This window comes from Streptomyces sp. JJ66 (assembly GCF_019303495.1).
Taxonomy (GTDB): domain Bacteria; phylum Actinomycetota; class Actinomycetes; order Streptomycetales; family Streptomycetaceae; genus Streptomyces.
Genome location: NZ_JAEVFI010000013.1, coordinates 3,705 through 28,235, shown reverse-complemented (window position 1 = coordinate 28,235; position 24,531 = coordinate 3,705). Strand labels below are relative to the sequence as shown.

Here is a 24,531-nt window from a genome sequence, read left to right as displayed (position 1 = left end):
CAGCGGGCTGCCGGGCAACGCGGCCTACGACCCCAGCACCGTCGTCAGGAACTCGCCCGTCCAGGCCAGCAGGTCGCGGCCCACGACCGGCTTGCCGCCCAGGCCCCCGGACTTGGGACGCGGCACGAGTACCTGCCCGGCCGACGCCTTGATCACCGATCCGGGGTACACCCGCTTCAGGCGCAGCTCCTGGGACTCGCGCAGCTCCACCGGCGCGAACCGCACCTTGGTGCCCTGCAGCGTGACGTCGGTGACCCCGCAGGCGCGGGCCAGCAACCGCAGGCCCGCGACCAGCAGCAGGTTCTCTACTGGCTCCGGCAGCGGACCGTAGCGGTCGGTCAGCTCCTCGCGGACGGCGGCGATGTCCGCCTCGGAGTTCACCGCCGCGATCGAGCGGTACGCCTGGAGCCGCAGCCGCTCGCCGGGCGCGTAGTCATGCGGCACGTGGGCGTCCACCGGCAGCTCGATCTTCACCTCCAGCGGCGCGGCCTCCGCCGCCTTCTCGGCGTCCCCCTCCAGGGAGGCGCGGAAGTCCGCGACCGCCTCGCCGACCATGCGCACATACAGGTCGAAGCCGACGCCCGCGATGTGGCCGGACTGCTCACCGCCGAGCAGGTTGCCCGCGCCGCGGATCTCCAGGTCCTTCATCGCCACGTACATGCCCGCGCCCATCTCGGTGTGCTGGGCGATGGTGGCCAGCCGCTCGTGGGCCGTCTCCGTCAGCGGCTTCTCCGGCGGGTACAGGAAGTACGCGTACCCGCGCTCGCGGCCCCGGCCCACCCGGCCGCGCAGCTGGTGCAGCTGGGACAGGCCGAAGGTGTCACCGCGCTCGACGATGAGGGTGTTGGCGTTGGAGATGTCGATCCCGGACTCCACGATCGTCGTGGAGACCAGCACGTCGAACTTCTTCTCCCAGAAGTCCACGACGACCTGCTCCAGCGCGGCCTCGGACATCTGGCCGTGGGCCGTGGCGATCCGCGCCTCCGGCACCGCCTGCCGCAGCCGCGCCGCCGCCCGGTCGATGGACTCCACCCGGTTGTGGATGTAGAACACCTGGCCCTCGCGCAGCAGCTCGCGCCGGATCGCCGCGCCGATCTGCCGCTCCTCGTACGGGCCGACGAACGTGAGCACCGGATGCCGCTCCTCGGGCGGCGTGGTGATCGTGGACATCTCCCGGATGCCGGTGACCGCCATCTCCAGGGTGCGCGGGATCGGCGTCGCGGACATCGTCAGCACGTCCACATTGGCGCGCAGCTTCTTCAGCTGCTCCTTGTGCTCGACGCCGAAGCGCTGCTCCTCGTCCACGATGACCAGGCCCAGGTCCTTGAACGTCGTTTCGGAGGAGAACAGGCGGTGGGTGCCGATGACGATGTCCACCGAGCCCTCGCGCAGGCCCTCCAGCACCGCCTTGGCCTCGGTGTCCGTCTGGAACCGGGACAGCGCGCGCACCGTCACCGGGAACTGCCCGTACCGGTCGCTGAACGTGCCGAAGTGCTGCTGCACCAGCAGCGTCGTGGGCACGAGTACGGCGACCTGCTTGCCGTCCTGCACCGCCTTGAACGCCGCCCGCACCGCGATCTCCGTCTTGCCGTAGCCGACGTCGCCGCAGATCAGCCGGTCCATCGGCACGGTCTTCTCCATGTCCGCCTTGACCTCGCCGATCGTGGTGAGCTGATCGGGGGTCTCGGCGTAGGGGAAGGCGTCCTCCAGCTCCCGCTGCCAGGGGGTGTCGGTGCCGAAGGCGTGGCCGGGGGCGGCCATCCGGGCGGAGTACAGCTTGATCAGGTCGGCCGCGATCTCCTTGACGGCCTTCTTCGCACGGGCCTTGGTCTTCGTCCAGTCCGCGCCGCCGAGCCGGTGCAGCGAGGGCGCCTCACCGCCGACGTACTTGGTGATCTGCTCCAGCTGGTCCGTCGGCACGAACAGGCGGTCGCCGGGCTGGCCGCGCTTGGCGGGCGCGTACTCCACCACCAGGTACTCGCGGGTGGCGCCCTGCACCGTGCGCTGCACCATCTCCACGTAGCGGCCCACGCCGTGCTGCTCGTGCACGATGTAGTCGCCCGGGTTGAGGGTGAGCGGGTCGATCGTCTTGCGGCGGCGCGCGGGCATGCGCGCCGCCTCGCGTCCGGCCGCCTTCTGGCCGGTCAGGTCCGTCTCGGTGAGGACGGCGAGCCGCAGTTCGGGGGCGAGGAAGCCGTGGTCCAGCGCGCCGCGCGCGACCTGCACGACGGACGGGGCCAGGGTGGTCAGCTCCTCGTCCAGCCGGGCACCGACGCCCTCCCCGGCCAGCACCTCCACCGTGCGCTGCGCCGGGCCGTGCGCCTCGGTGAGGTAGACGCAGCGCCAGCCGTCGGCGAGCCAGCCCTTGGTGTCCGCCAGCGCCCGCGCGGTGTCGCCCCGGTAGGACTCGGCCGCCTTCAGGCCCAGCCGGATCACGTCGTCACCGGCGTCGTGGGCGTTCCCGGCGGCTCCGGCCGCTCCGCCGGCGAACTCCGCCAGTTCCGCGTCGGCGGTGAACGGGCTCACCGACCACCACGGCAGCCCCAGCTCGCCCGCGTGCTCGCGGACGTCGGCCAGGGACCACAGGGACGCGGCGCCCAGGTCCACCGGCGCCTCGCCACCCCCGGCGCTGGCCGCCCACGAGGCTTGCAGGAACTCCTGGCTGGTGGCCACCAGGTCGGCGGCCCGGGTCCGCACCCGCTCCGGGTCGCACACCACGGCCATGCTGCGCGCGGGCAGCACGTCCAGCAGCAGCTCCATCTCGTCCACCAGCACCGGCGCCAGGGACTCCATACCCTCGACGGCGATGCCCTCGGCGACCTTGCCGAGCAGCTCCGCCAGCTCCGGGTGCGCCTGGGCCAGCTGGGCCGCGCGCGCCTTCACGTCGTCCGTCAGCAGCAGCTCGCGGCACGGCGGCGCCCACAGGCCGTGCTCGGCGACCTCCAGCGAACGCTGGTCGGCCACCTTGAAGTAGCGGATCTCCTCCACGTCGTCGCCCCAGAACTCCACCCGAAGGGGGTGCTCCTCGGTCGGCGGGAACACATCGAGAATGCCGCCGCGCACCGCGAACTCGCCGCGCTTTTCCACCAGCTCGACGCGGGCGTAGGCGGCGGCCACCAGGCCGTCCACGACGGTGTCCAAATCCGCGCTCTCGCCGGTGCGCAGGCTGACCGGCACCAGCTCGCCCAGGCCCTTGACCTGCGGTTGCAGCACCGAGCGGATCGGGGCAACGACGACGGAGACGGGGCCAGCGGTGGGGTCGTCGGCACGCGGGTGGGCCAGGCGGCGCAGCACGGCCAGGCGCCGCCCCACGGTGTCGCTGCGCGGCGACAGGCGCTCGTGCGGCAGCGTCTCCCAGGCCGGGAACTCCGCGACGCCGTCCGGCGGCAGCAGCGAGCGCAGGGCCGCCGCCAGGTCCTCCGCCTCCCGGCCCGTCGCCGTCACCGCGAGCACCGGGCGCCCGGCGTCCCGGGCCAGCGCAGCGACGGCCAGCGGACGGGCCGCCGGGGGGCCGATCAGGTCCACGTGCGGGCGGTGGCCAGCCTTGGCGGCCGCCACCGCCTCGGTGAGGCCCGCGTCACGGGCGACGGCGTCGAGCAGACCGGGCAGGCTCATGACCGCATCACTTCTTCGTCCCACAACCTCATCAACCGGACCACACGAAGGCCCGGCACGCTTGGCGTGCCGGGCCTTCCACCCTACGCGCTCCCACCGACCGGCTCCGGCCGCGTCAGCGGCCCTGGCGCCCTGGCGCGGCCCCTACTCCGTCGCGATCGCCGTCAGCACGTTCAGGCGGCCCGCGCGGAACGCCGGGATCAGGGCCGCGATGAGGCCCACCAGCGCGGAGCCGAGGAAGACGGTGAGCAGCGTCGGCCACGGGATCTCCAGGACGCGCAGCCCCTCCAGCTCCAGCAGGCGCTGCCCGGTCGCGCCCCAGGCCAGCCCCAGGCCCAGGCCCAGCAGGGCCCCGAACAGGGCGATGACCACCGACTCCAGCCGCACCATGCGCCGCAGCTGCCGCCGGGACAGGCCGATGGCACGCATCAGCCCGATCTCACGGGTGCGCTCCACCACCGACAGCGCGAGCGTGTTCACCACGCCCAGCACCGCGACGATGATCGCCAGCGCCAGCAGCCCGTACACCATGTTCAGCAGCTGGCCGACCTGCTCCTCCAGCAGCTCCTTGTACCCGGCCTGGTCCTGCACGGAGAACTGCGGGTAGGGCTCCAGCTCGGCCTCGATCGCCGCGAGCGCCGCGTCCTGGCGGCCCTCGACGGCCGTGCCCAGCAGCAGCGAGTTCAGCGGCATCGCCTCCGCGGGCACGTACCGCTCGGCTGTGGCCAGGCTGGTGTACATCATTCCCTGGTCGATCATCGCGTCCCCCGCGGTGACGGCGCGGATCTCCAGCTCCGCTTCCGTGCCGCCGGGGAAGGTCACGCCCAGCACGTCACCGACGCTGAGCCCGTGCGCGGCGGCGAACTCCTCGCCCACCGACATGCTGTCCCCCCGGTAGGCGTCGGCCAGGTCACCGGCCACCATCTCCTGCCGCAGGTCCTGGGCGTAGGTGGGGGACGCCGCGACCAGCCGGGCCTCGGCGGTGTCCCCGCCGGGCAGCGTAAGCCGGGTGCCCTCCAGGTAGCGGTACTCGCTGACGTGGTCCAGTTCGGGCAGGCCGGAGAGCGCGCGGGTCACCTGCGGGGTGAGCGCCTGGCCCGTGCCGGTGACGATGAAGTCCGCGCCGACGCTGCGGTCCACCTCCGCCCGGCCCGAGGCCACCATGGAGGAGCCGACCACCGACAACCCCGCGACCAGGGCCAGCCCGATCATCAGCGCGGCGGCCGTGGCCCCGGTACGGCGCGGGTTGCGCAGGGCGTTGCGCTCCGCGAGGCGGCCCACGGGACCGAACGCGCGCAGGAGGACCACCGACAGCACGCGCACCACTGCGGCGGCCAGCAGCGGACCGATCAGCACGAACCCCAGCAGGGTCAGCACCACGCCGAGGGCCAGGTACAGCGCTCCGGTGCCGCCGTCGGTGGCGCCCGCGGCCAGCACCAGAAGGGCCGCGCCCGCGCCCGTCAGCGCGACGCCCACCACCGCGCGCACCCGGCCGGAGCGCTGGTCGGCGGCGGCGCCGCTCTCGCGCAGGGCGGCCATCGGCGCCACCCGGCCCGCGCGGCGGGCGGGCAGCCAGGCGGCCAGCAGCGTCACGCAGACGCCGAGCACCGCGCCGGTCACCGGGGTGGTCCAGGCGATCGTCAGGTCGTCGGTGCTGAGGTTCATGCCGACCGCGCCCATCAGCCCCATGAGGCCGATGGCCAGCCCGACCCCGGCGGCCAGGCCGAGCACCGAACCGAGCACCCCCAGCAGCAGGGCTTCCACGAGCACCGTGCGGCTCACCTGCCTGCGGCTCGCCCCGACGGCGCGCAGCAGCCCCAGTTCCCGGGTGCGCTGGGCGACGATCATCGAGAACGTGTTGACGATCAGAAAGACGCCGACGAGCACCGCGATCCCGGCGAAGCCGAGCAGCGCGTACTTGATGACCTCCAGGAAGGAGCCCATGTCCTGCTTGCTGCGCGCCGCCTGCTCCTCCTGCGTGAGCACGGTGTAGTCGCCGCCCACCGCGTTCGCGACGTTCTCGCGCAGGAGTTCGTCGGTGAAGCCCTCAGCCGCCGTCACGGCGACGGCCGTGAACCGCTCCGGGCCGCCCAGCAGGCGCTCTTGGGCGGTGGCGGTGTCGTAGTAGACCACCGCCGCGCCCGGGTTGGTCACCTGGAACGTGGCGATGCCGGAGATCCGGGAGGTGAACTCGCCGGACGCGGTGACGGTGCGCAACTCGTCACCGAGCTGGAGGCCGTGCGCGTCGGCGGTGTCGGCGTCGATCATCACCTCGTCGGGTCCGCGCGGCGGGTGGCCCGCGGTGACCTTCATCGCCTTGCGGTCCACCTCGGTCCAGTTGGAGGCGAGCGTGGGGGCGCCGTTGGTCGGGCCGATGTTCTCGTTGTCGGCGTCCACGACGGTCAGGCCGGTACTGACCGTCAGCCCGGTGGCCCGCTCCACGCCGTCGGCACCGGCCGCCTGGTCCACGACGCACGCGGGGAGCGTCGCCGGGCGGCCCGTCACGGGCGTCTCGTCGCCGTCGGCGCCCGGCGGGGAGACCGTCACGTCGGCGGTCGTCTGGGCGAACATGCGCTCGAAGGTGGTGTTCATCGTGTCGGTGAACACCAGCGTCCCGCTGACGAAGGCCACCGACAGCACCACGGCCAGGCCGGAGAGCACCATGCGGCCCTTGTGCGCGAAGAAGGTGCGCAGCGAGGTACGGACGATGGTCATGACACCCGCCCGAGCGTGTCGAAGGCCTTCATCCGGTCCAGGACCCGCTCCGCCGACGGACGGCGCATCTCGTCCACGATGCGCCCGTCCGCCAGGTACAGCACCCGGTCGGCGTAGGACGCGGCGACGGGATCGTGGGTCACCATCACCATCGTCTGGCCCAGTTCGTCCACCGAGCGGCGCAGGAAGCCCAGCACCTCAGCACCGGCCCGCGAGTCGAGGTTGCCGGTGGGCTCGTCGCCGAAGATGATCTCCGGCCGCGCGGCCAGCGCCCGGGCGACGGCCACCCGCTGCTGTTGCCCGCCCGACAGCTGGCTCGGCCGGTGTTTCAGCCGCTCCCGCAGGCCGACGGTTTCCACCACCTGCTCCAGCCACGGGCGGTCGGGTCTGCGTCCGGCGATGTCCATCGGCAGCGTGATGTTCTCCTGCGCGGTCAGCGTGGGCAGCAGGTTGAAGGACTGGAAGATGAACCCGATGTGGTCGCGGCGCAGTCGCGTCAGCCGCTTCTCCTTCATCCCGGTGATCTCCGTCTCCCCCACCCAGATCTGGCCGGAGGTCACCGTGTCCAGCCCGGCCAGGCAGTGCATGAGCGTGGACTTGCCGGAGCCGGAGGGCCCCATGATGGCCGTGAACGCGCCGCGCGTGATGTCCACGTCCACCCGGTCCAGCGCGACGACGCGGGTCTCCCCGGCGCCGTAGGTCTTGACGACCTGCCGGGCCCGCGCCGCGACGGCCGTGCGTTCCGGGGTGCCCCCGGTCTTCGGATGCGATACCGCCGTGGTCACGATGTTCTCCCCTGGGTGCGTCGGTGTCTGACCAGCCCTGCCCGAACCGGGCCGGGCCGCTTTCGGACCGGGCCGCGAGGGTGCTCGCCGGCCGGTGGAGCGGGTCTGTCCCCACCCCTCGGGCACGGTTCACGCTAGGAACCCCGGCCCCCGCACCACGTCCTGCGCACGACCGATCCCACCCCGCGCCCAACCCCGGCCCGCCCCCTAGGGGTGGCCGCACCCCTCCCCCGAGGCCGCAAACGACGCGGGCACGCGGGGACGCGGAAACGAAAAGGCTCCGGTCGGTGTACGACCGGAGCCTTCGCGGACCGCTCCCCCGCCAGGACTCGAACCTGGAATGATGGGACCAAAACCCATAGTGTTGCCAATTACACCACAGGGGACCGCTTTTGGTGCGAATCCGGACAACTCGCTCAGCTGTCCGGAAGCGTCGTCCCCCACTATGCCGTACCACCGGCCTCCGACGCGACGAGGTAGCTCGCCCCCGCCCCGGCCAGCTCCGGAAAAGGGGTGGCGAGAAGTTTTAGGGTGGTCGGTATGACCGAGTCGGGGGCCCAGGTGGCGGCGCGACGGCGGGCGGGGCCGTGGTGGTGGGAGCGGCCCCGCAGCGCCGTGCTGGACGTGACACTGGGGGTGCTGTCCGCCGCCGAGTGCATGGTGGAAGGCGTGTGGTTCGCCGACGAGGCGGGCATCCCGGTGCTGCTCGGCGTGCTGCTGGGGTTCGTGGCGGGCGGCTCGCTGGTGCTGCGGCGCCGGTTCCCCGTCGCCGTCGTCCTGGTGGCGATCGCGGTCCTTCCGGCGCAGCTCGGCTTCATCCTGGCCACCGTCGGCCTGTACACGCTGGCGGCCACCGACGTGCCACGGCGCATCATCGCCCTGCTCGCGGGCCTGCAGATCCTCGGCGGGTTCGTGGTGATGTACGTGCGGTTCCAGCCGGGCGGGGTGGAAGACATCGGCGGGCCGCCCTGGTTCCCGCTGCTGGTGGCCGCGCTGCTGGCGACGATGACGGTGCTGCCGCCGGTGCTGCTGGGCCTGTACGTCGGCGCGCGGCGCCGTCTGGTGGACGCGCTGCGGGAGCGGGCCGACGGGCTGGAGCGCGAACTGGCGCTGCTGGCGGAGCGGGCGGAGGAGCGCGCGGAGTGGGCGCGCGGCGAGGAGCGCACGCGCATCGCCCGCGAGATGCACGACGTGGTGGCGCACCGGGTGTCGCTGATGGTGGTGCACGCGGCGGCGTTGCAGGCGGTGGCGCTGAAGGACCCGGCCAAGGCGTCGAAGAACGCGGCGCTGGTGGGCGACATGGGACGGCAGGCGCTGGCGGAGCTGCGGACCATGCTGGGCGTCCTGCGCGCCCACGAGGAGGGCGGCGCGGAGGCCGTCCGGGAACGGCCGCTGGAGCGGGTGGCGGTCTCGGCGGCGGCAGCGGCCGCGGCGGTGGCCACCGGGCGGGAGGTGTCACCGCCCGTGGACCCCATGGACAGAGACGGGCCACGGCTGGGCGAGCTGGAGCAGCTGCTCGGGCAGTCGCGGGCGGCGGGGATGGCGGTGGAGCTGTCCGTGGAGGGTGACGTGCGCGCCTACGCGGCCGTCGTGGAGCGGACGGCGTTCCGCGTGGTGCAGGAGGCACTGACGAACGTGCACAAGCACGCGGCGGGCGCGGACACCCGGGTGCGGCTGGCACACCGGGGCGCGGAGGTCGCGGTGCTGGTGGAGAACGCCGCCCCGGCGGCCGGGGTGGGCGATGCCGGGCTGCCCAGCGGTGGCAACGGGCTGGTGGGGATGAGGGAGCGGGTGACGGCGCTGGGCGGGGGCTTCGTCTCGGGTCCGACGGCGGCGGGCGGCTTCCGCGTGTCGGCGGTCATCCCGGACCGGCCCTGACGGCATGCCCGGCCCGGTGACTGGGGCACGGACGGTGACGTGGCCGCACCGGCTGGTGGTGGCGACAGCGGGCCGCAGCGGCCCCGGGGCGTCCGTGCGCGTCGGGCCGGAGGGGTCACCGTGCCGCGTACGTGAGGCGGGCGGGCCGGGTGCCGGTGACGAGGGTGGTGAGGGCGGCGGCGAAGGTGGGGCCGAGGTACCAGTCGCCGCTGTGGTCGAGGCTGTAGACGCGGCCCTGGGCGTCGATGGCGAGCAGCGCGCTGGGCTCCCCGTGGTGGCCTTCCTCCTCGCCGAGTGGCGCGATCTCGGTGTCCAGCGCCCGTCCGAGGTCGCTGAGCGTGCGCGCCCAGTGAAGCCCGGCGGCGGGGTCCACGGTCAGCGGGGTGGGAGCGAGGTGGCGGCCGGGCGCGGTTCCGGCGATGCGCAGCCCGCCGAACTCCGCCCAGGCCTCGACGGCGGCCGGGAAGACGGCGTGCTGGTGCCCGGAAGGCGAGCTGTGGGCGCGCAACGCGTCCGCCCAGACCTCCGCCTGCCGGATGTCCCAGCGTCCGGGGGTCCAGCCGGCGTCCCGGAGGGCGGCATCGACGGCGGCCGGGAAGCGGGTGGTCACCGCTCCTCCCCGGAGGCCGGGGCGACGGCATGGACGCCGAAGTAGTCCAGCAGCGCGGCGCAGGAGCGGCACGGCGGAGCGTAAGTACCGTGCTGCGGATCGCCCTGTTCGCGAATGCGACGAGTGGTGATCTTCGCGTTCTTCAGCGCCCGCCGGGCGTCACCCGGGGTAAAGGGTTTGCGGGCCGCGCGTTTGGAACGCCCCGCCTCGGCGGAGGTGAGATAGCGGGTCAGCAGGACGGCCTCCGGGCAGCGTCCGGTGTGACGTTCGCGACGCTCGGTGGTGAGGGTGTCGAGGAAGTCCTGCACGAGGGGGTGGTGCTCGGGTGGCGCGGCGGCCTTGCCCGCGGCGCAGGTGAACGTGGTGCCGCGCACCGACAGGGCGGCGGCGGTGGTGGGCATGATGCCGTCCCGGCGGTGGCGGGGCAGCGGTGCGCTGCCGTCGCCGGGCCCCGGGGCGGCGCCCCAGCCGATGCGGGGATCGGAGGTGTGGTGGGTCGCGGACATGTGGTGCGTCCTCCCGTCGCTTCCCCGGTGTACGGAGTGACTTTGCCAAACGTTCGCGCGGTTGCGGAAGTCGCATCGGGTGAGGGCGAGTCGCGGGAGGGGTGACGCACGCTCCCGGCGGGCGGGGCCAGCCCGGCCGGTCCCGCCCCGACGCCTGCCCGCTGGCCCGCTCGCCGCCCGTCCGCCGAGCCCGTCCGCCGAGCCCGTCCGCCGCGCCCGCGCGGCCCGCCGCCGGACCGCTGGTCGCCGGACGGGTTCGGGTCACGGGCGAGCGCATACGCTGTGGACCGACAGGAGCCACGCAGCAGGGAGCACCGCCATGACGACAGGTCGGCTCGGGCAGCACGCCGCGCCGCCGAACGCGGCCTACGCGGGGCAGGCCGTGCACTTCCCCGACCCGGTGCGGGCCGCGCGCTTCGGGCAGGGCGTCCGCGTGGACGCCGACGGGTACCCCGACTTCGCCCCCTACGCCCGGGCGGCCGCGGAGGTCGCGGAGCCGCCGGAGGGTTTCGGGGTGGACGAGCTGCGGCTGACGGACTACGTGTCGGCGAACGTCGCCCAGCACGCCGACGGGCACGAGCTGTGGGCGGAGCTGCCGCCGGTGGCGACGCCGCACGGCTGGACGTGGCACCACGTGCGCGGCAGCCGCCGCCTGGAGCTGGTGCCGGTGGAGGTCAAGGCGCTGCTGCGGCACCACGCCGGGCTCGCGACCGCCGCCGTGGACCACGACAAGCGTGGCACCCGCCCGCTGCAGGAGACGCGGCCCGCGCACTTCGAGGTGCCCCACGACGTCGCGGTGACCGAGGAGCAGGTCGCGCAGGCCGAGGAGCAGCTGGGCTACCGGCTGCCCGGCGCGTACCGCACGTTCCTGAAGGCGGCCGGCGGCTGCGCTCCCGTCGGCGTCGCGCTGGACGCGGAGTTGGGCCTGCTGCTGGACCAGCCGTTCTTCACGGTGCGCGACGAGGCGGCCGTCAACGACCTCGTCTACGTCAACAAGTGTCTGCGTGACCACCTCACCAAGGACTACCTCGGGGTGGCGTTCGTGCACGGCGGCCTGCTGGCGGTGAAGGTGCGCGGCGAGCACCCCGGCTCGGTGTGGTTCTGCGCCTACGACGACGCCCGGGACCGGGACGGGCTGGACACGGCGCAGCGCGTGGAACGGCTGCTGCTGCCCTGCGGCGCGGACTTCGACGCGTTCTTGCTGCGGCTGGCGGGCAATCCGCCGGAGCTGGAGACGGTGGCCAACCTGATGGTGGACGGCGGCTTCGCGCGCGCCGTCGCGGTGGAGGGGTGAGCGCAGTGGTGACGTTCGCACAGGCGCAGGAGCGGGCGGAGCGCTGGGTCAACGGCGGCGTTCCGGCGTACCAGCACCGGGCGGTGCGGGTACGCGAGTTCGACCTCGGGTTCGTGGTGTGGGCCGAGGACCGGGCGGAGGGACCGCGTTCGGACGACGGCAGCGCACGGCTGGTCATCGCCCGCGACAGCGGGGAGTCCACGCTGTGGCCGGGGCTGCCGGTCGGTGAGGTGATCCGCCGGTACGAGGAGGAGTACGGCGCGCGCACGGAGCCGCCCGCGTCCCCGGTGCCGAAGCAGCGCGTGGACCTGAACGCGACGTCGTTCCTGCTGACGCCGCCCGAATGGCTCCAGGAGGCGGCCGACCGCCTCGGCATCCCTGACCACCGCCCCCACGGCGGCGCCCGGGACGCCGGGTCCCCGAGCGAAGGCACGCCGGGTGACGCGGCCCCGGATGACGGGGTGCCGGGTGACGCAGCGCCGGGGGGTACGGCCCAGGGTGGTGACGTGACGCCGACCCCCGCGTCGGAGGCACTCGCCGCCGACCCCGCGCCCGGCCAGCCGCCGTCGGAGCCGGACGCGACGCGGCCCGGGGACGACGCCACGGCGACCGCCGCGCCAGCGCCGCAGGACACGCCGCGTGCGGTCGGCGGCTGGGCGGACACCTCGGACTCCGGCGCGGGCGAGTCCGTCGCACCGCCCGCCACGGTGCTCACGCCCCCGCTCAGCGGCAGCGACGCGGACGACGACCCGCCCGCCGGCCCCGGAGCCCACGGCCCGGCGGTGGAAGCCCACACCGAGTTGCTGCCCGACGGCAGCAGTCTGCCGCACACCCGCCTGAGCCCGCCCGCAACGAGCCCGCAAGCCCCGCCCTCCCCGGCGGACGACAACCCGCCGCACCCAGCCGGCGAGGAGGGCATCGCCTACGCCGCCACCAGCAAGGTGCGCCCCACCTCGTCGCGCGGACGCGGCCCGACGGTGCCACCGCCCCCGGGCGAACCGGGCGTCCCGGGTGCGGGGCGTCGCCCGGGCACCCCCGCACCGGGCGGGGTCGCAGGCGGCTACGTGCCGACGCAGATGATGTCCGCCGGCGACGTAGCGTCACAGGGCCAAGCACCGGCACCGGCACCGGCACCGGGAGAACCACAGCAGGCGCCGCACGGCTCCCCGGAGACCGGCGGTGACCCCACGGCCCCGCCTCCCCCGCTCGCCCCGAACCAGCCCGGCGGCGGCGTGCACCACGCGGCGACGATGCTCGCCGGACCCGGACCCGGACCCGGCGCACCGCCGCCCCCGCCGCAGCCTGCCCCGCCGCACGCCCAGGCACCGCCCGGGCACCCCCCGCAGCACGGCGGTCCCGGTGGCCAGCCGCCCGCGTACGGGTACCCGCAGCAGCCCGGGGTGCCGATGGTCGGCCCCGGGTACATGGCGGTGTTGCGCTACCGCGCGCCGGACGGCTCCGAGCAGCAGGTGATCCGCCGCTCCGCGCCGGGTCTGCCGCACCCGGAGTGGCAGATCCTCTACGAGCTGCGGTCGATGAACGTGCCGCCGCAGCAGGTGCTGGAGCTGCACACGGAGTTGGAGCCGTGCGACCTGCCGGGCGGCTACTGCGCCCGGATGATCCGCGAGACCTGGCCGCAGGTACGGGTGAGCCACACCGCTCCCTACGGCACCGACCACGACTCGCGCCAGCAGGGTATGGCGCACCTGCTCGCCCACCAGGGGGAGTTGCACCAGGTGGCCGACGGTCCGGCGCGCCCCGCGCCGGTGCGGGCGCCGCTCCATCCGGTGCCACAGGCGCAGCCGGTGCCGCCGGACGCGATCGGGCACGAGCTGCTCCAGGCGTTCGGCCCGCAGGGCGTGTTCCGTTTCGACCAGCGCGCGGTGTCCCGGCAGGGGGTGCCCGAGACGGTGGCGCACACGCTGGTGTGGGCGGGACTGCCGCTGGAGTTCGGTCCCCTCTTCTGGGCGCAGGCGCAGCCGGGCCGCCCGGTGCCGACGCTGGCGGAGCTGGCGCAGGAGCGCGGGGTGCGGCCGGGCCCGGACGCCGGTTCCTACCTGGTGATGGGCAGCGACTTCGGCCGCCAGCTGTGCGTGCAGTACGGCACCGCGCACCTCGTCGCCGTCCCGCTGGAGGCCGCGCCGAACGGGCAGCCCGCGGCGGCGCAGTTCGTCAACACCGGGCTGCCGGAGTTCACCCGGTGCCTGGCGATGGCGGGCCGCATGTGGCGGCTGCGCTATGGGTTGACGCCCGATCAGGCGGGCCGCTGGACGGTGGACTTCCAGCAGCAGCTCGCCGCGCTGGACCCGGCGGCGCTGGCCCACCCGGAGAACTGGTGGTCGGTGCTGCTGGAACAGCTGTGGGACGGCCTGTTGTAGGGCTCCTCCCTCGTTCGCGTCCCGCCCCACCCCCGGGGTTCCGTGGCCCCGGTCGCCTCGCGGCCGGGGCCTTCGGCCTCGGTGTGTCCACCACGCTCGGAACGTCGCCGCCCGGGCCGGGAGGCCACGCGCCCGGAGGTGGTCAGCACACCTGGCGCGGACGTGAGCGCGCCGGTCGCGCACTGATCCCGCCGCATGCTCCATCCTGGGGGCGCAATGACCCAGGGCGTCCGCAAAGCGTCCGGTACGGCACCGGGTGGACGGGTTTGGGCGGACCGGCGCTGACGTGGGAGAGAGTGCGCAGATGTCTTCGACACAGTCACCGCACGGCTTCGAGGTGGTGCGGGGCCGCGGCTACCGGCCGGGGCAGGTGGACCAGCGGGTGGCCGCGCTGTTCCAGGAGGCCGCCACGGCGAAGGAACGGCTGGGCCGTCTGGACGTGCTGGCCCGGGAGCTGGGCGAGGAGGCCGAGCGGCTGCACGCGACGGTGTCCGCGCTGCCGCCGCCCACCTACGAGTCGCTGGGCGGGCGGGCGGTGGCGCTGCTGGCTGAGGTGGAGGCGGAGGCGGCGGACGTGCGCCGCCGGGCCGGGGCGGAGGCGGCCACGCTGCGGGCGGACGCCGAGGCGCACGCTCACGAACTGCGCGCCACCGCCCGCGCGCGGGCGGCCGGAATCCGGGCGGCGGGCGAGAAGGCGGGTGACGCGGCGCTGGCCCGGGCCGGTGTGACGGCCGACGAGGCCCGTGCGGCGGCCCGGGTCATGGCCGAGCGGCTGCGCGGTGAGGCGGAGGACCATCTGAGGGAGATCACCGAGCGCTGCGCGGAGCTGTTGTCCGGCCAGGAGCGGGACCAGGCGGCGTGCGGCGAGGCCGCCGAGGCCGAGCGGGCGGCCCGAAAGGCGCAGACCGCCGCGCACGCCGCCACGCTGGAGGAGCGCGGGCGGGCGGCGCTGGAGGCGGCCCGCCGCGCCTATGCCGAGGCTGAGGAGGCGGCGGATGCGGCGGCGGAGGCGACGGCGGCCGAGACGGCCGTGCTGCTGGCGAAGGCCCGGGCCCAGGCGGAGGACATCGACCGCGAGACGGGCCGGGTGCTGCGCGAGCACAACCGCCGCGCCGACGAGCTCCGCGACCACCTCGCCCGCGTCCGCTCGACGCTGTCCACCCTGACGGGCCAGGTCCCGTCCAGCCCGACCGGGGTGTGAGGCGGGCGCGGCTATGAGCCCGCGCGCAGCCTGGCGCCCGCGCGCACAGCCCGGTTTCCCGCTCCCGCCGTCCGCCCGGCGCCGGTCTCCTACCGGGCAAAGGTATTCTGCGGGTGACATTCACCCGAAGCCGAAGGGCACCCCGTGAGCGCCAACCGCCCGGCAGCCGTCGTCGTTCTCGCAGCGGGTGAGGGAACCCGCATGAAGTCGGCGACACCGAAGGTCCTGCACGAGATCTGCGGGCGGTCGCTCGTAGGCCACGTCGTCACCGCCGCGAGGGAACTCGACCCCGCGCACCTGGTCGTCGTCGTCGGCCACGCCCGCGAGCAGGTCACCGCGCACCTCGCGCAGGTGGACGGCGCGGTCCGCACCGCCGTGCAGCACGAGCAGAACGGCACCGGGCACGCGGTGCGCATGGGGCTGGAGGCGCTGGCGGCCGAGGGGGTCACGCTGTCCGGCACGGTGCTGGTGACCTGCGGCGACACTCCGCTGCTGACCGCCGACACCCTCGCCGAGCTGTCCGGTGCGCACGCCGCGCAGGGCAACGCCGTCACGGTGCTGTCCGCGCAGGTGCCCGACGCCACCGGGTACGGCCGCATCGTGCGCGGTGACGGCGGCGCGGTGACCGCCATCGTCGAGCACAAGGACGCCTCCGGCGAGCAGCGCGCCATCGACGAGATCAACTCCGGCGTGTTCGCGTTCGACGCGGCGCTGCTGGCCGACGCGCTGGGCCGGGTGCGCACCGACAACAGCCAGGGCGAGGAGTACCTGACCGACGTGCTGGGCATCCTGCGCGCGGACGGGCACCGGGTGGGCGCCTGCCTCGCGCGGGACCACCACGAGATCGTCGGCATCAACAACCGGGTGCAGCTCGCGCAGGCCCGCCGGCTGCTGAACGACCGGCTGCTGGAGCGGGCGATGCTCGCCGGGGTCACGGTGGTCGATCCGGCGACGACGTGGGTGGACGCGGGCGTCACCTTCGAGCCTGACGCGCTGGTCCACCCCGGCACCCAGCTGCTGGGCGCCACGCACCTGGCGGCGGGCTGCGAGGTGGGCCCGAACAGCCAGCTGACGGACACCGTCGTCGGCGCGGACGCCACGGTCAGCAACACCGTCGCGGTCAGCGCGCGGATCGGCGCGCAGGCGTCGGTGGGGCCGTACGCGTACCTGCGGCCGGGCACCGAGCTGGGCCCGAAGGCGAAGGCGGGCACGTATGTGGAGATGAAGAACGCGCGGGTCGGCGAGGGCTCCAAGGTGCCGCACCTGAGCTATGTGGGCGATGCCACGATCGGCGACCACACCAACATCGGCGCCGCGAGTGTGTTCGTCAACTACGACGGCGAGCACAAGCACCACACCACGATCGGCTCCCACTGCAAGACGGGCTCGGACAACATGTTCGTGGCACCGGTCACGGTGGGGGACGGCGCCTACACGGCGGCCGGGTCGGTCATCACCAAGGATGTGCCGCCCGGTTCGCTGGCCGTCGCCCGTGGTCAGCAGCGCAACATCGAGGGCTGGGTCGCCCGCAAGCGGCCGGGCAGCGCCGCCGCGCAGGCCGCGCAGGGGGTGGGCAAACCCCTGGGCGACGGCCCCGCAGACCACGGGACGGCATGACGCCGGAAGCGGCCGGGCGCGACGCGGCACGGTACGCCGTCCCGCGTCGAGCCCCCGCATCCCGCCGAAAAGCGTCGAAAACGGCCGAAAATGAGTTCCCCCGCAAGGCGCGTACCGTGATAGGCGCACCACTGGCGAAGCCCACCAAGGAGACAGTGCATTGAACCCTCCCCCAGCTGAAGCAAGGGGATTCCTGGCTCACGCTGCCTGCGAGTCTGCGACCCGACAGGTCTTCCACGATCAACACCAGCCGGGTTGGAACCAGCCCGGTTTGGTACAGCAAAACTTGGAGATGCGAGTGCCGTCTTGGTTCTCGAACAGCACGGTGTACGCGCTTGGTTCTCGCCACGCACATCCCGTACCCTACCCGCTCAGGCGGCGGTCATCCGTCCCAAGGGCGAAACCCCGCTTCCTGCCCTGCTCCGCAGGAGTCCGATTCCACCCCGGCCAGAACGCCGGGGCATCCTCGGAGGTAGCCCGGTGACCGGGATCAAGACGTCCAGCGAGAAGAAGCTGATGCTCTTCTCCGGCCGCGCTCACCCCAAACTGGCGGAGGAGGTGGCCAGCGAGCTGGGGGTGGAGCTGGTCCCGACCAAGGCGATCGACTTCGCGAACGGCGAGATCTACGTGCGCTTCCAGGAGTCGGTGCGCGGCGCCGACTGCTTCCTGATCCAGAGCCACACCGCGCCGATCAACAAGTGGATCATGGAGCAGCTGATCATGATCGACGCGCTGAAGCGGGCGTCGGCGCGCAGCATCTCCGTGGTGATCCCGTTCTACGGCTACGCCCGCCAGGACAAGAAGCACCGGGGCCGCGAGCCGATCTCCGCCCGGCTGATGGCCGACCTGCTGAAGGCGGCGGGCGCCGACCGGGTGCTGAGCGTCGATCTGCACGCCGACCAGGTGCAGGGCTACTTCGACGGGCCGGTGGACCACCTGTTCGCGCTGCCGGTGCTCACCGAGTACATCGCCCAGCGTGTGGACCGCGAGAAGCTGACCGTCGTCTCCCCCGACGCGGGGCGGGTCCGGGTCGCCGACCGCTGGGCCGACCGGCTCGGCGCGCCGCTGGCCATCGTCCACAAGCGCCGCGACCCCGATGTGGCCAACCAGGTCACCGTGCACGAGGTCGTCGGTGACGTGAAGGGCCGCGTGTGCGTCCTCGTGGACGACATGGTGGACACCGGCGGCACCATCTGCGCGGCGGCCGACGCGCTGTACGCCAACGGCGCCGAGGACGTCATGGTGACGGCGACGCACGGCATCCTGTCCCACCCGGCGCCGGACCGGCTGAAGAACTCCAAGGTCAGCGAGTTCGTGTTCACCAACACGCTGCCGACGCCGGAGGAGCTGGCCATGGACAAGATCACCGTGCTGTCCATGGCCCCGACGATCGCCCGCGCGGTGCGCGAGGTCTTCGAGGACGGCTCGGTCACCAGCCTGTTCGAGGAGTAGAGCCGACACCTGGCCCCTGGAGTACGAGGGGCTTTCGGTGCTCGATTTACGGTGCGGTCTGCCCGCCGGGTAACATCTGCGGCGTTGCTCGGCGAGGGAGACCGCACCGTTCTTCGTGACGGCGTGGGGCTCCGTTATCGACGCGCTCTTCGTAGCAGGCCCGTCGTGGGCCGGGTGACCTTATGTTGACACCTGACACGAGGAGCGTGAGCCATGGCTGACGTCAAGATCTCCGGCACGATCCGCAGCGAGTTCGGCAAGGGCGCGGCCCGTCGGCTGCGCCGCGCGGAGAAGGTTCCGGCCGTCGTCTACGGCCACGGGGCGGACCCGGTGCACATCGAGCTGCCCGGCTACGACCTGATGATGGCACTGAAGACCCCCAACGTCCTGATCAGCCTGGACATCGAGGGCAAGAAGGAACTGGTCATCCCCAAGGCGGTGCAGCGCGAGGCCATCCGCGGCTTCCTCGTCCACGTGGACCTGCTGACCGTCAAGCGCGGCGAGAAGGTGGCCGTGGACGTCCCGATCGTCACCGAGGGCGACCTGGCCCCGGGCCAGCACATCCTGGAGCACGCGCTCACCTCGCTGCCGGTCGAGGCCGAGGCCACCCACATCCCGGAGTCCTTCACCGTCTCCATCGAGGGTCTGGCCGCCGGTGACAGCATCCTCGCCAAGGACGTCAAGCTTCCCCGTGGCGTCACGCTGAACGTCGAGGAGGACACCCAGGTCCTCCAGGTGGTCCCGGCCCAGGCCGAGGAGCCCACCGAGGAGGAGGGCGAGGAGGCCGAGGCCGCCGCCGAGGCGCCCGCCGAGTCCTCGGAGTAATGCCCCCGGGCCGGGCCGCGCGGGGTGCGACACCTCGCGCGGCCCGGCCCGCTTCGTAGTCCCTCACACCCCAGCGGGAGAGCACCCGATGAGCGAGTCGCCGTCCACCGGACCCTGGCTGGTCGCGGGTCTGGGCAATCCAGGTCCCGGGTACGCGGGCAACCGGCACAACGTGGGCTTCATGGTCGCCGACCTGCTCGCCGAGCGCATGGGCGCCCGCTTCACGACCCACCGCGCGCGGGCCCAGGTGGTGGAGGGCCGCGTCGGCCCGCCCGGACCGTCCGGTCAGCGCGTCGTCCTCGCGAAGCCGATGACCTACATGAACCTCTCCGGCGGCCCCGTCACCGCCCTGCGCAACTTCTACAAGGCGGGCCTGGAGCGGATCGTGGTCATCCACGACGAACTGGACCTCGACTACGGCGCGCTGCGCCTGAAGCTGGGCGGCGGGGACAACGGCCACAACGGCCTGAAGTCGCTGACGAAGTCACTCGGGCCGGGCTATCACCGCGTCCGCTTCGGCGTGGGCCGCCCGCCCGGCCGCATGCCGGTGGCCGACTACGTGCTCAAGGACTTCGGCTCCAGCGAGCGCAAGGAACTCGACTACTTCGTGGACCGGGCCGCCGATGCCGTCGAAACCCTGATCCTGGACGGCCTCCCCCGCGCCCAGAACACGTACAACGCCTGATCCCGCGCCCGGCGCACCCGCGTTCTTAAGCCCGCGCGCCGTGGCGGCGGTGGGGGGTCCGCGCCCCCACCCGGCCAGGCCGGAGATAAGCCGGGGTGGGGAAGGCGGGCCGTGGCTATGACTTCCGGTGGCCCACCAGGCGGGGTTTGGGCTCCAGGCCGTCCAGCCCGTGCCAGGCGAGGTTCACCAGGTGCGCCGCGACGTCGGCCTTCTTCGGCTTCTTGGCGTTCAGCCACCACTGCCCGGTCAGCGCGACCATGCCGACGAGCGCCTGCGCGTACAGCGGCGCCAGCTTCGCGTCGAAGCCACGGGCCTTGAACTCCAGCCCCAGGATGTCCTCGACCTGGGTGGCGATGTCGCTGATCAGCGAGGCGAACGTGCCCGTGGTGGACGCCACCGGGGAGTCCCGCACCAGGATGCGGAACCCGTCGGTGAAGGTGTCGATGTAGTCCAGCAGGGCGAACGCCGCCTGCTCCAGCAGCTCACGCGGGTGGCCGGCGGTGAGCGCGCTGGTGACCATGTCCAGCAGGCGCCGCATCTCGCGGTCCACGACCACCGCGTACAGCCCTTCCTTGCCGCCGAAGTGCTCGTAGACGACGGGCTTGGAGACTCCGGCCTTCGCGGCGATCTCCTCCACCGACGTCCCCTCGAAGCCCCGGTCCGCGAACAGGGTGCGGCCGATGTCGAGGAGCTGCTCCCGGCGTTGCTTGCCGGTCATCCGGCGGCGGGCTCGCCGGGAGGTGGGAGCGGAGGGCGGGTCGTGGAGGGTGCTGCGGTCGTCGGTCGCCACAGGACCCATCATGCCGCGTCGGTAAGGCTCCGCTCACGGCGGGACGCCTTCGGGTCCGCCGAGCGCTTGGCCTCCAGCCGGTCCGCCTTGGGCCAGCGCACGTCGTAGGCCCAGCCAGCCTTCTCGAACCAGCGGATCAGGCGGGCGCTGGAGTCGATCTGGCCGCGCTGTACGCCGTGCCGCGCGCAGGTCGGGTCGGCGTGGTGCAGGTTGTGCCAGGACTCGCCGCAGGAGAGCACGGCCAGCCACCACACGTTGCCGGAGCGGTCCCGGGACTTGAACGGGCGCTTGCCCACCGCGTGGCAGATCGAGTTGATGGACCAGGTGACGTGGTGCAGCAGCGCGACGCGGACCAGGGAGCCCCAGAAGAACGCGGTGAGCGCGCCCTGCCAGGACCAGGTGACCAGGCCGCCGACCAGCGGCGGGATCAGCAGGGAGACCGTCGTCCACAGGACGAACTGGCGGGAGATGCGGCGGAGGGCCGGGTCCCGGATCAGGTCAGGCGCGTACTTGCCCTGCGGGGTCTGCTCGGTGTCGAACATCCACGCCATGTGCGCCCACCACAGGCCCTTCATGAGGGCGGGAACGGTCTCGCCGTAGCGCCAGGGGGAGTGCGGGTCGCCCTCGGCGTCGGAGAACTTGTGGTGCTTGCGGTGGTCGGCGACCCAGCGCACCAGGGGGCCTTCGACGGCCAGGGAGCCGGCGATCGCCAGGGCGATGCGCAGCGGACGTTTGGCCTTGAAGGAGCCGTGCGTGAAGTAGCGGTGGAAACCGATCGTGATGCCGTGGCAGCCGATGAAGTACATCGCGACCAGCAGGCCGAGGTCGAGCCAGCTCACCCCCCAGCCCCAGGCCAGCGGCACGGCGGCGATCAGGGCCAGGAACGGCACGGCGATGAACAGCAGCAGGGTGATCTGCTCGATGGACCGGCGTTCGTCACCGCCGAGGGTGGCGGAGTCCTCAGGCTCGGGCGCGGCGGGCGCGGGGACAGGGGCGGGTTCGGCGGTGCTGCCGACGGCGGCTTCGACCAGGTCTGGTGTCGTCGTCATCTGCGTCCTCGTGGAGCGGGGGCGGGGCCACGGTTCACTTACGGGACCGTAACCTACGGCATCGTAAGTATGGCAGCAGTTGTGCGCCGGGCACAGGCCATGCCCCGGGCGGCGTTCCGCACGGCGCCCCGTTCGGCCGTTCGCGCAGCTCACGACTGGCGCGCCGGTGCGTGGACAGCGCGGCGGCGGGGTAGGCGCCGGTCCTATCCTTAGGGCGTCGGACAGCGCGGTCCGTGACGTGCCAAGAGCGAGAATGTCCTGAAACGGGCGCTCGGCGGCGGCAGCCGTCCACGGTTCCGCGAACCGTGGACGGCTGCCGCCGAGCCGCCCCAAGCCTGCCGAACACAGCTGCAAGGAGCCGCCCCTCATGAGCAGTGCCGAGACCCCCGTGGAGCCCCTGGAGTCCCCGGAGGCGTCCAGCGCCCTCCGCGCCGACATCCGCCGTCTGGGCGATCTGCTGGGCGAGACGATCGTCCGGCAGGAGGGCCCGCAGCTGCTGGAGCTGATCGAACGCGTGCGGGCCCTGACCCGCGAGGACGGCGAGGCCGCGGCCGCGCTGCTGGGCGAGACCGACCCGCAGACGGCGGCGAAGCTGGTACGGGCGTTCGCCGTCTACTTCCACCTGGCCAACGTCACCGAGCAGGTGCACCGGGGCCGGGAGCTGCGGGCGACGCGGGCGGCCGAGGGCGGCCTGCTCGCGCGCACCGCCGACCTGCTCAAGGACGCCGACCCCGCGCACCTGCGGGCCACGGCCGAGCACCTGAACGTGCGTCCGGTGTTCACCGCCCACCCCACAGAGGCGGCGCGCCGCTCGGTGCTGACGAAGCTGCGCGAGATCGCCGGGCTGCTGGAGGACACCGACACCGGCGACCGGCGCCGCACCGACCTGCGGCTGGCGGAGAACATCGACCTGATCTGGCAGACCGACGAGCTGCGCGTGGCCCGTCCGGAGCCGACCGACGAGGCGCGCAACGCCGTCTACTACCTCGACGAGCTGCACCAGGGCGCCGTCGGTGACCTGCTGGAGGACCTGGCCGCCGAGCTGGAGCGCGCCGGGGCGCCGCTGCCGGGGGGCGCCCGTCCGCTGACGTTCGGCAGCTGGATCGGCGGCGACCGGGACGGCAACCCCAACGTGACCCCGCAGGTGACGTGGGACGTGCTGATGCTCCAGCACGAGCACGGCATCGAGCAGGCGCTCGCGCACGTGGACGAGCTGCGCGGGGCGCTGTCGTCGTCCATCCGCAACGCGGGCGCGACGCAGGAGATGCTCGACTCGCTCAGCGACGACCTGGAACGGCTGCCGGAGATCACCCCCCGCTACAAGCGGCTCAACGCCGAGGAGCCCTACCGGCTGAAGGTCACCTGCATCCGGCAGAAGCTGCTCAACACCCGCGAGCGGCTGGCGCAGAACAAGGCGCACCAGGCGGGCCGGGACTACCTGGGCACCGGTGAGCTGCTGGCCGACCTGGAGCTGGTGCAGACCTCACTGCGCGAGCACCGTGGCGGGCTGGTGGCCGACGGCCGGGTGCAGCGGGTGATGCGCACGCTGGCGGCGTTCGGGCTCCAGCTGGCCACGCTGGACGTCCGCGAGCACGCCGACGCGCATCACCACGCCCTGGGCCAGCTGTTCGACCGGCTGGGCGAGGAGTCCTGGCGGTACGAGGACATGCCGCGCGACTACCGGCACCGGCTGCTGGCCAAGGAGCTGCGCTCGCGCCGTCCGCTGGCCGCGACCCCGGCGCCGCTGGACGCCGCGGGCGCCAAGACGCTCGGGGTGTTCGAGACCATCCGCGAGGCGCTGGACACCTTCGGCCCCGAGGTCATCGAGTCCTACATCATCTCCATGTGCCAGGGCGCGGACGACGTGTTCGCCGCCGCGATCCTCGCCCGTGAGGCGGGGCTGATCGACCTGCACGCGGGCTGGGCGCGCATCGGCATCGTGCCGCTGCTGGAGACCACCGACGAGCTGCGCATCGCCGACGAGCTGCTGGAGGCGATGCTCTCCGACCCGTCCTACCGGCGGCTGGTCGCCCTGCGCGGCGACCTCCAGGAGGTCATGCTCGGCTACTCCGACTCCTCCAAGTTCGGCGGCATCACCACCTCCCAGTGGGAGATCCACCGCGCCCAGCGCCGGCTGCGCGACGTGGCGCACCGGCACGGGGTGCGGCTGCGCCTGTTCCACGGCCGGGGCGGCACGGTGGGCCGGGGGGGCGGGCCGACACACGACGCGATCCTGGCGCAGCCCTACGGCACGCTGGAGGGCGAGATCAAGGTCACCGAGCAGGGCGAGGTGATCTCCGACAAGTACCTGGTGCCCTCGCTCGCCCGGGAGAACCTGGAGCTGACGGTCTCCGCGACGCTCCAGGCGTCCGCGCTGCACACCGCGCCGCGCCAGTCCGACGCGGCGCTGGCCCGCTGGGACGCGGCGATGGACACCGTCTCCGAGGCGGCGCACGCGGCCTACCGCGCCCTGGTGGAGGACCCGGACCTGCCCGCCTACTTCTTCGCCGCCACCCCGGTGGACCAGCTCGCCGAGCTGCACCTGGGCTCGCGCCCCTCCCGGCGCCCGGACACCGGGGCGGGCCTGGACGGGCTGCGGGCGATCCCGTGGGTGTTCGGCTGGACCCAGTCGCGGCAGATCGTGCCGGGCTGGTTCGGCGTCGGCTCCGGGCTGAAGGCGGCGCGCGAGGCGGGCCTGGACGACGTGCTGGCCGAGGCACACGAGCGCTGGCACTTCTTCCGCAACTTCCTGTCCAACGTGGAGATGACGCTCGCCAAGACCGACCTGCGCATCGCCCGGCACTACGTGGAGACGCTGGTCCCCGACGAGCTGCGGCACGTCTTCGACGTCATCGAGGCCGAGCACGCGCTGACCGTGCGCGAGGTGCTGCGGATCACCGGGGAGAGTGAACTGCTTCAGGCCAGCCCGGTGCTGCGGCAGACGCTGAAGATCCGCGACGCCTATCTCGACCCGATCTCCTACCTCCAGGTGGCGCTGCTGCACCGCCAGCGGCAGGCCGCCGAGCGGGGTGAGGCGCCGGACCAGGTGCTGTCGCGGGCGCTGCTGGCCACGGTCAACGGCGTGGCGGCCGGTCTGCGCAACACCGGCTGACGGGCACCGCCACCCCGGC

16 protein-coding genes and 1 tRNA gene are annotated in these 24,531 nt (G+C 73.4%); 9 read left to right on the top strand and 8 right to left on the bottom strand.

The window, feature by feature from the left end; genetic code table 11:
• Positions 1-24: 24 nt before the first annotated feature.
• The 4 genes from mfd to JJV70_RS11580 form a co-directional block, all read right to left on the bottom strand.
• Complete coding sequence (gene mfd / locus JJV70_RS11595; RefSeq protein ID WP_219047771.1) at positions 25-3,615, bottom strand: transcription-repair coupling factor; 3,591 nt, start codon at positions 3,613-3,615, stop codon at positions 25-27.
• Between the two features lie 144 nt (positions 3,616-3,759).
• Positions 3,760-6,330 carry an ABC transporter permease gene (locus JJV70_RS11590; protein ID WP_219047770.1) on the bottom strand — a complete coding sequence of 857 codons (2,571 nt, stop codon included), beginning with the start codon at positions 6,328-6,330 and terminating at the stop codon, positions 3,760-3,762.
• The gene (locus JJV70_RS11585) at positions 6,327-7,115 is read right to left on the bottom strand and encodes an ABC transporter ATP-binding protein (protein WP_219047769.1); all 789 of its coding nucleotides are present in this window, start codon (positions 7,113-7,115) and stop codon (positions 6,327-6,329) included. The genes JJV70_RS11590 and JJV70_RS11585 overlap by 4 nt, the downstream gene beginning before the upstream one ends.
• Before the next feature lie 314 nt (positions 7,116-7,429).
• Positions 7,430-7,501 (bottom strand) — tRNA-Gln (locus JJV70_RS11580).
• Positions 7,502-7,655: 154 nt separating this feature from the next.
• On the opposite strand from JJV70_RS11580, the gene JJV70_RS11575 reads away from it, so the two are divergent.
• On the top strand, positions 7,656-8,993 hold the full coding sequence (locus JJV70_RS11575) for a sensor histidine kinase (protein WP_219047768.1): 1,338 nt from the start codon (positions 7,656-7,658) through the stop codon (positions 8,991-8,993).
• A gap of 115 nt (positions 8,994-9,108) precedes the next feature.
• Here the strand turns inward: JJV70_RS11575 and JJV70_RS11570 are convergent, their stop codons facing one another.
• Together JJV70_RS11570 and JJV70_RS11565 are read right to left on the bottom strand one after the other, a co-directional pair.
• Positions 9,109-9,603, bottom strand: coding sequence for an SUKH-3 domain-containing protein (locus JJV70_RS11570; protein ID WP_219047767.1), 495 nt, complete (start codon positions 9,601-9,603; stop codon positions 9,109-9,111).
• Positions 9,600-10,109 carry a YwqJ-related putative deaminase gene (locus tag JJV70_RS11565; RefSeq protein ID WP_219047766.1) on the bottom strand — a complete coding sequence of 170 codons (510 nt, stop codon included), beginning with the start codon at positions 10,107-10,109 and terminating at the stop codon, positions 9,600-9,602. The genes JJV70_RS11570 and JJV70_RS11565 overlap by 4 nt, the downstream gene beginning before the upstream one ends.
• A 319-nt stretch (positions 10,110-10,428) precedes the next feature.
• Here JJV70_RS11565 and JJV70_RS11560 point away from each other — a divergent pair, with 319 nt between their 5' ends.
• The 7 genes from JJV70_RS11560 (at position 10,429) to pth (ending at position 19,561) form a co-directional block, all read left to right on the top strand.
• The gene (locus JJV70_RS11560; protein WP_219047765.1) at positions 10,429-11,403 is read left to right on the top strand and encodes an SMI1/KNR4 family protein; all 975 of its coding nucleotides are present in this window, start codon (positions 10,429-10,431) and stop codon (positions 11,401-11,403) included.
• Positions 11,404-11,408: 5 nt separating this feature from the next.
• On the top strand, positions 11,409-13,781 hold the full coding sequence (locus tag JJV70_RS11555) for an SUKH-4 family immunity protein (RefSeq protein WP_219047764.1): 2,373 nt from the start codon (positions 11,409-11,411) through the stop codon (positions 13,779-13,781).
• Positions 13,782-14,085: 304 nt separating this feature from the next.
• Positions 14,086-14,982 carry a cellulose-binding protein gene (locus tag JJV70_RS23240; protein WP_219047763.1) on the top strand — a complete coding sequence of 299 codons (897 nt, stop codon included), beginning with the start codon at positions 14,086-14,088 and terminating at the stop codon, positions 14,980-14,982.
• A 144-nt stretch (positions 14,983-15,126) separates the two neighbouring features.
• Positions 15,127-16,599, top strand: coding sequence for a bifunctional UDP-N-acetylglucosamine diphosphorylase/glucosamine-1-phosphate N-acetyltransferase GlmU (glmU, locus tag JJV70_RS11545; protein ID WP_219047762.1), 1,473 nt, complete (start codon positions 15,127-15,129; stop codon positions 16,597-16,599).
• 480 nt (positions 16,600-17,079) lie between these two features.
• The gene (locus JJV70_RS11540) at positions 17,080-18,051 is read left to right on the top strand and encodes a ribose-phosphate diphosphokinase (RefSeq protein ID WP_219047761.1); all 972 of its coding nucleotides are present in this window, start codon (positions 17,080-17,082) and stop codon (positions 18,049-18,051) included.
• Between the two features lie 213 nt (positions 18,052-18,264).
• Entirely contained in the window at positions 18,265-18,876 is a 612-nt protein-coding gene (locus JJV70_RS11535) for a 50S ribosomal protein L25/general stress protein Ctc (RefSeq protein WP_219047760.1), read from the top strand.
• Positions 18,877-18,964: 88 nt separating this feature from the next.
• Positions 18,965-19,561 carry an aminoacyl-tRNA hydrolase gene (pth, locus tag JJV70_RS11530; protein ID WP_219047759.1) on the top strand — a complete coding sequence of 199 codons (597 nt, stop codon included), beginning with the start codon at positions 18,965-18,967 and terminating at the stop codon, positions 19,559-19,561.
• Positions 19,562-19,676: 115 nt separating this feature from the next.
• Here pth and JJV70_RS11525 read toward each other — a convergent pair whose 3' ends face one another.
• Both JJV70_RS11525 and JJV70_RS11520 read right to left on the bottom strand, forming a co-directional pair.
• Positions 19,677-20,360 carry a TetR/AcrR family transcriptional regulator gene (locus tag JJV70_RS11525; RefSeq protein WP_219047849.1) on the bottom strand — a complete coding sequence of 228 codons (684 nt, stop codon included), beginning with the start codon at positions 20,358-20,360 and terminating at the stop codon, positions 19,677-19,679.
• Positions 20,360-21,400, bottom strand: coding sequence for a fatty acid desaturase (locus JJV70_RS11520; RefSeq protein WP_219047758.1), 1,041 nt, complete (start codon positions 21,398-21,400; stop codon positions 20,360-20,362). The genes JJV70_RS11525 and JJV70_RS11520 overlap by 1 nt, the downstream gene beginning before the upstream one ends.
• 367 nt (positions 21,401-21,767) lie before the next feature.
• Here JJV70_RS11520 and ppc point away from each other — a divergent pair, with 367 nt between their 5' ends.
• Positions 21,768-24,512 carry a phosphoenolpyruvate carboxylase gene (gene ppc, locus JJV70_RS11515; RefSeq protein ID WP_219047757.1) on the top strand — a complete coding sequence of 915 codons (2,745 nt, stop codon included), beginning with the start codon at positions 21,768-21,770 and terminating at the stop codon, positions 24,510-24,512.
• Positions 24,513-24,531 lie beyond the last annotated feature (19 nt).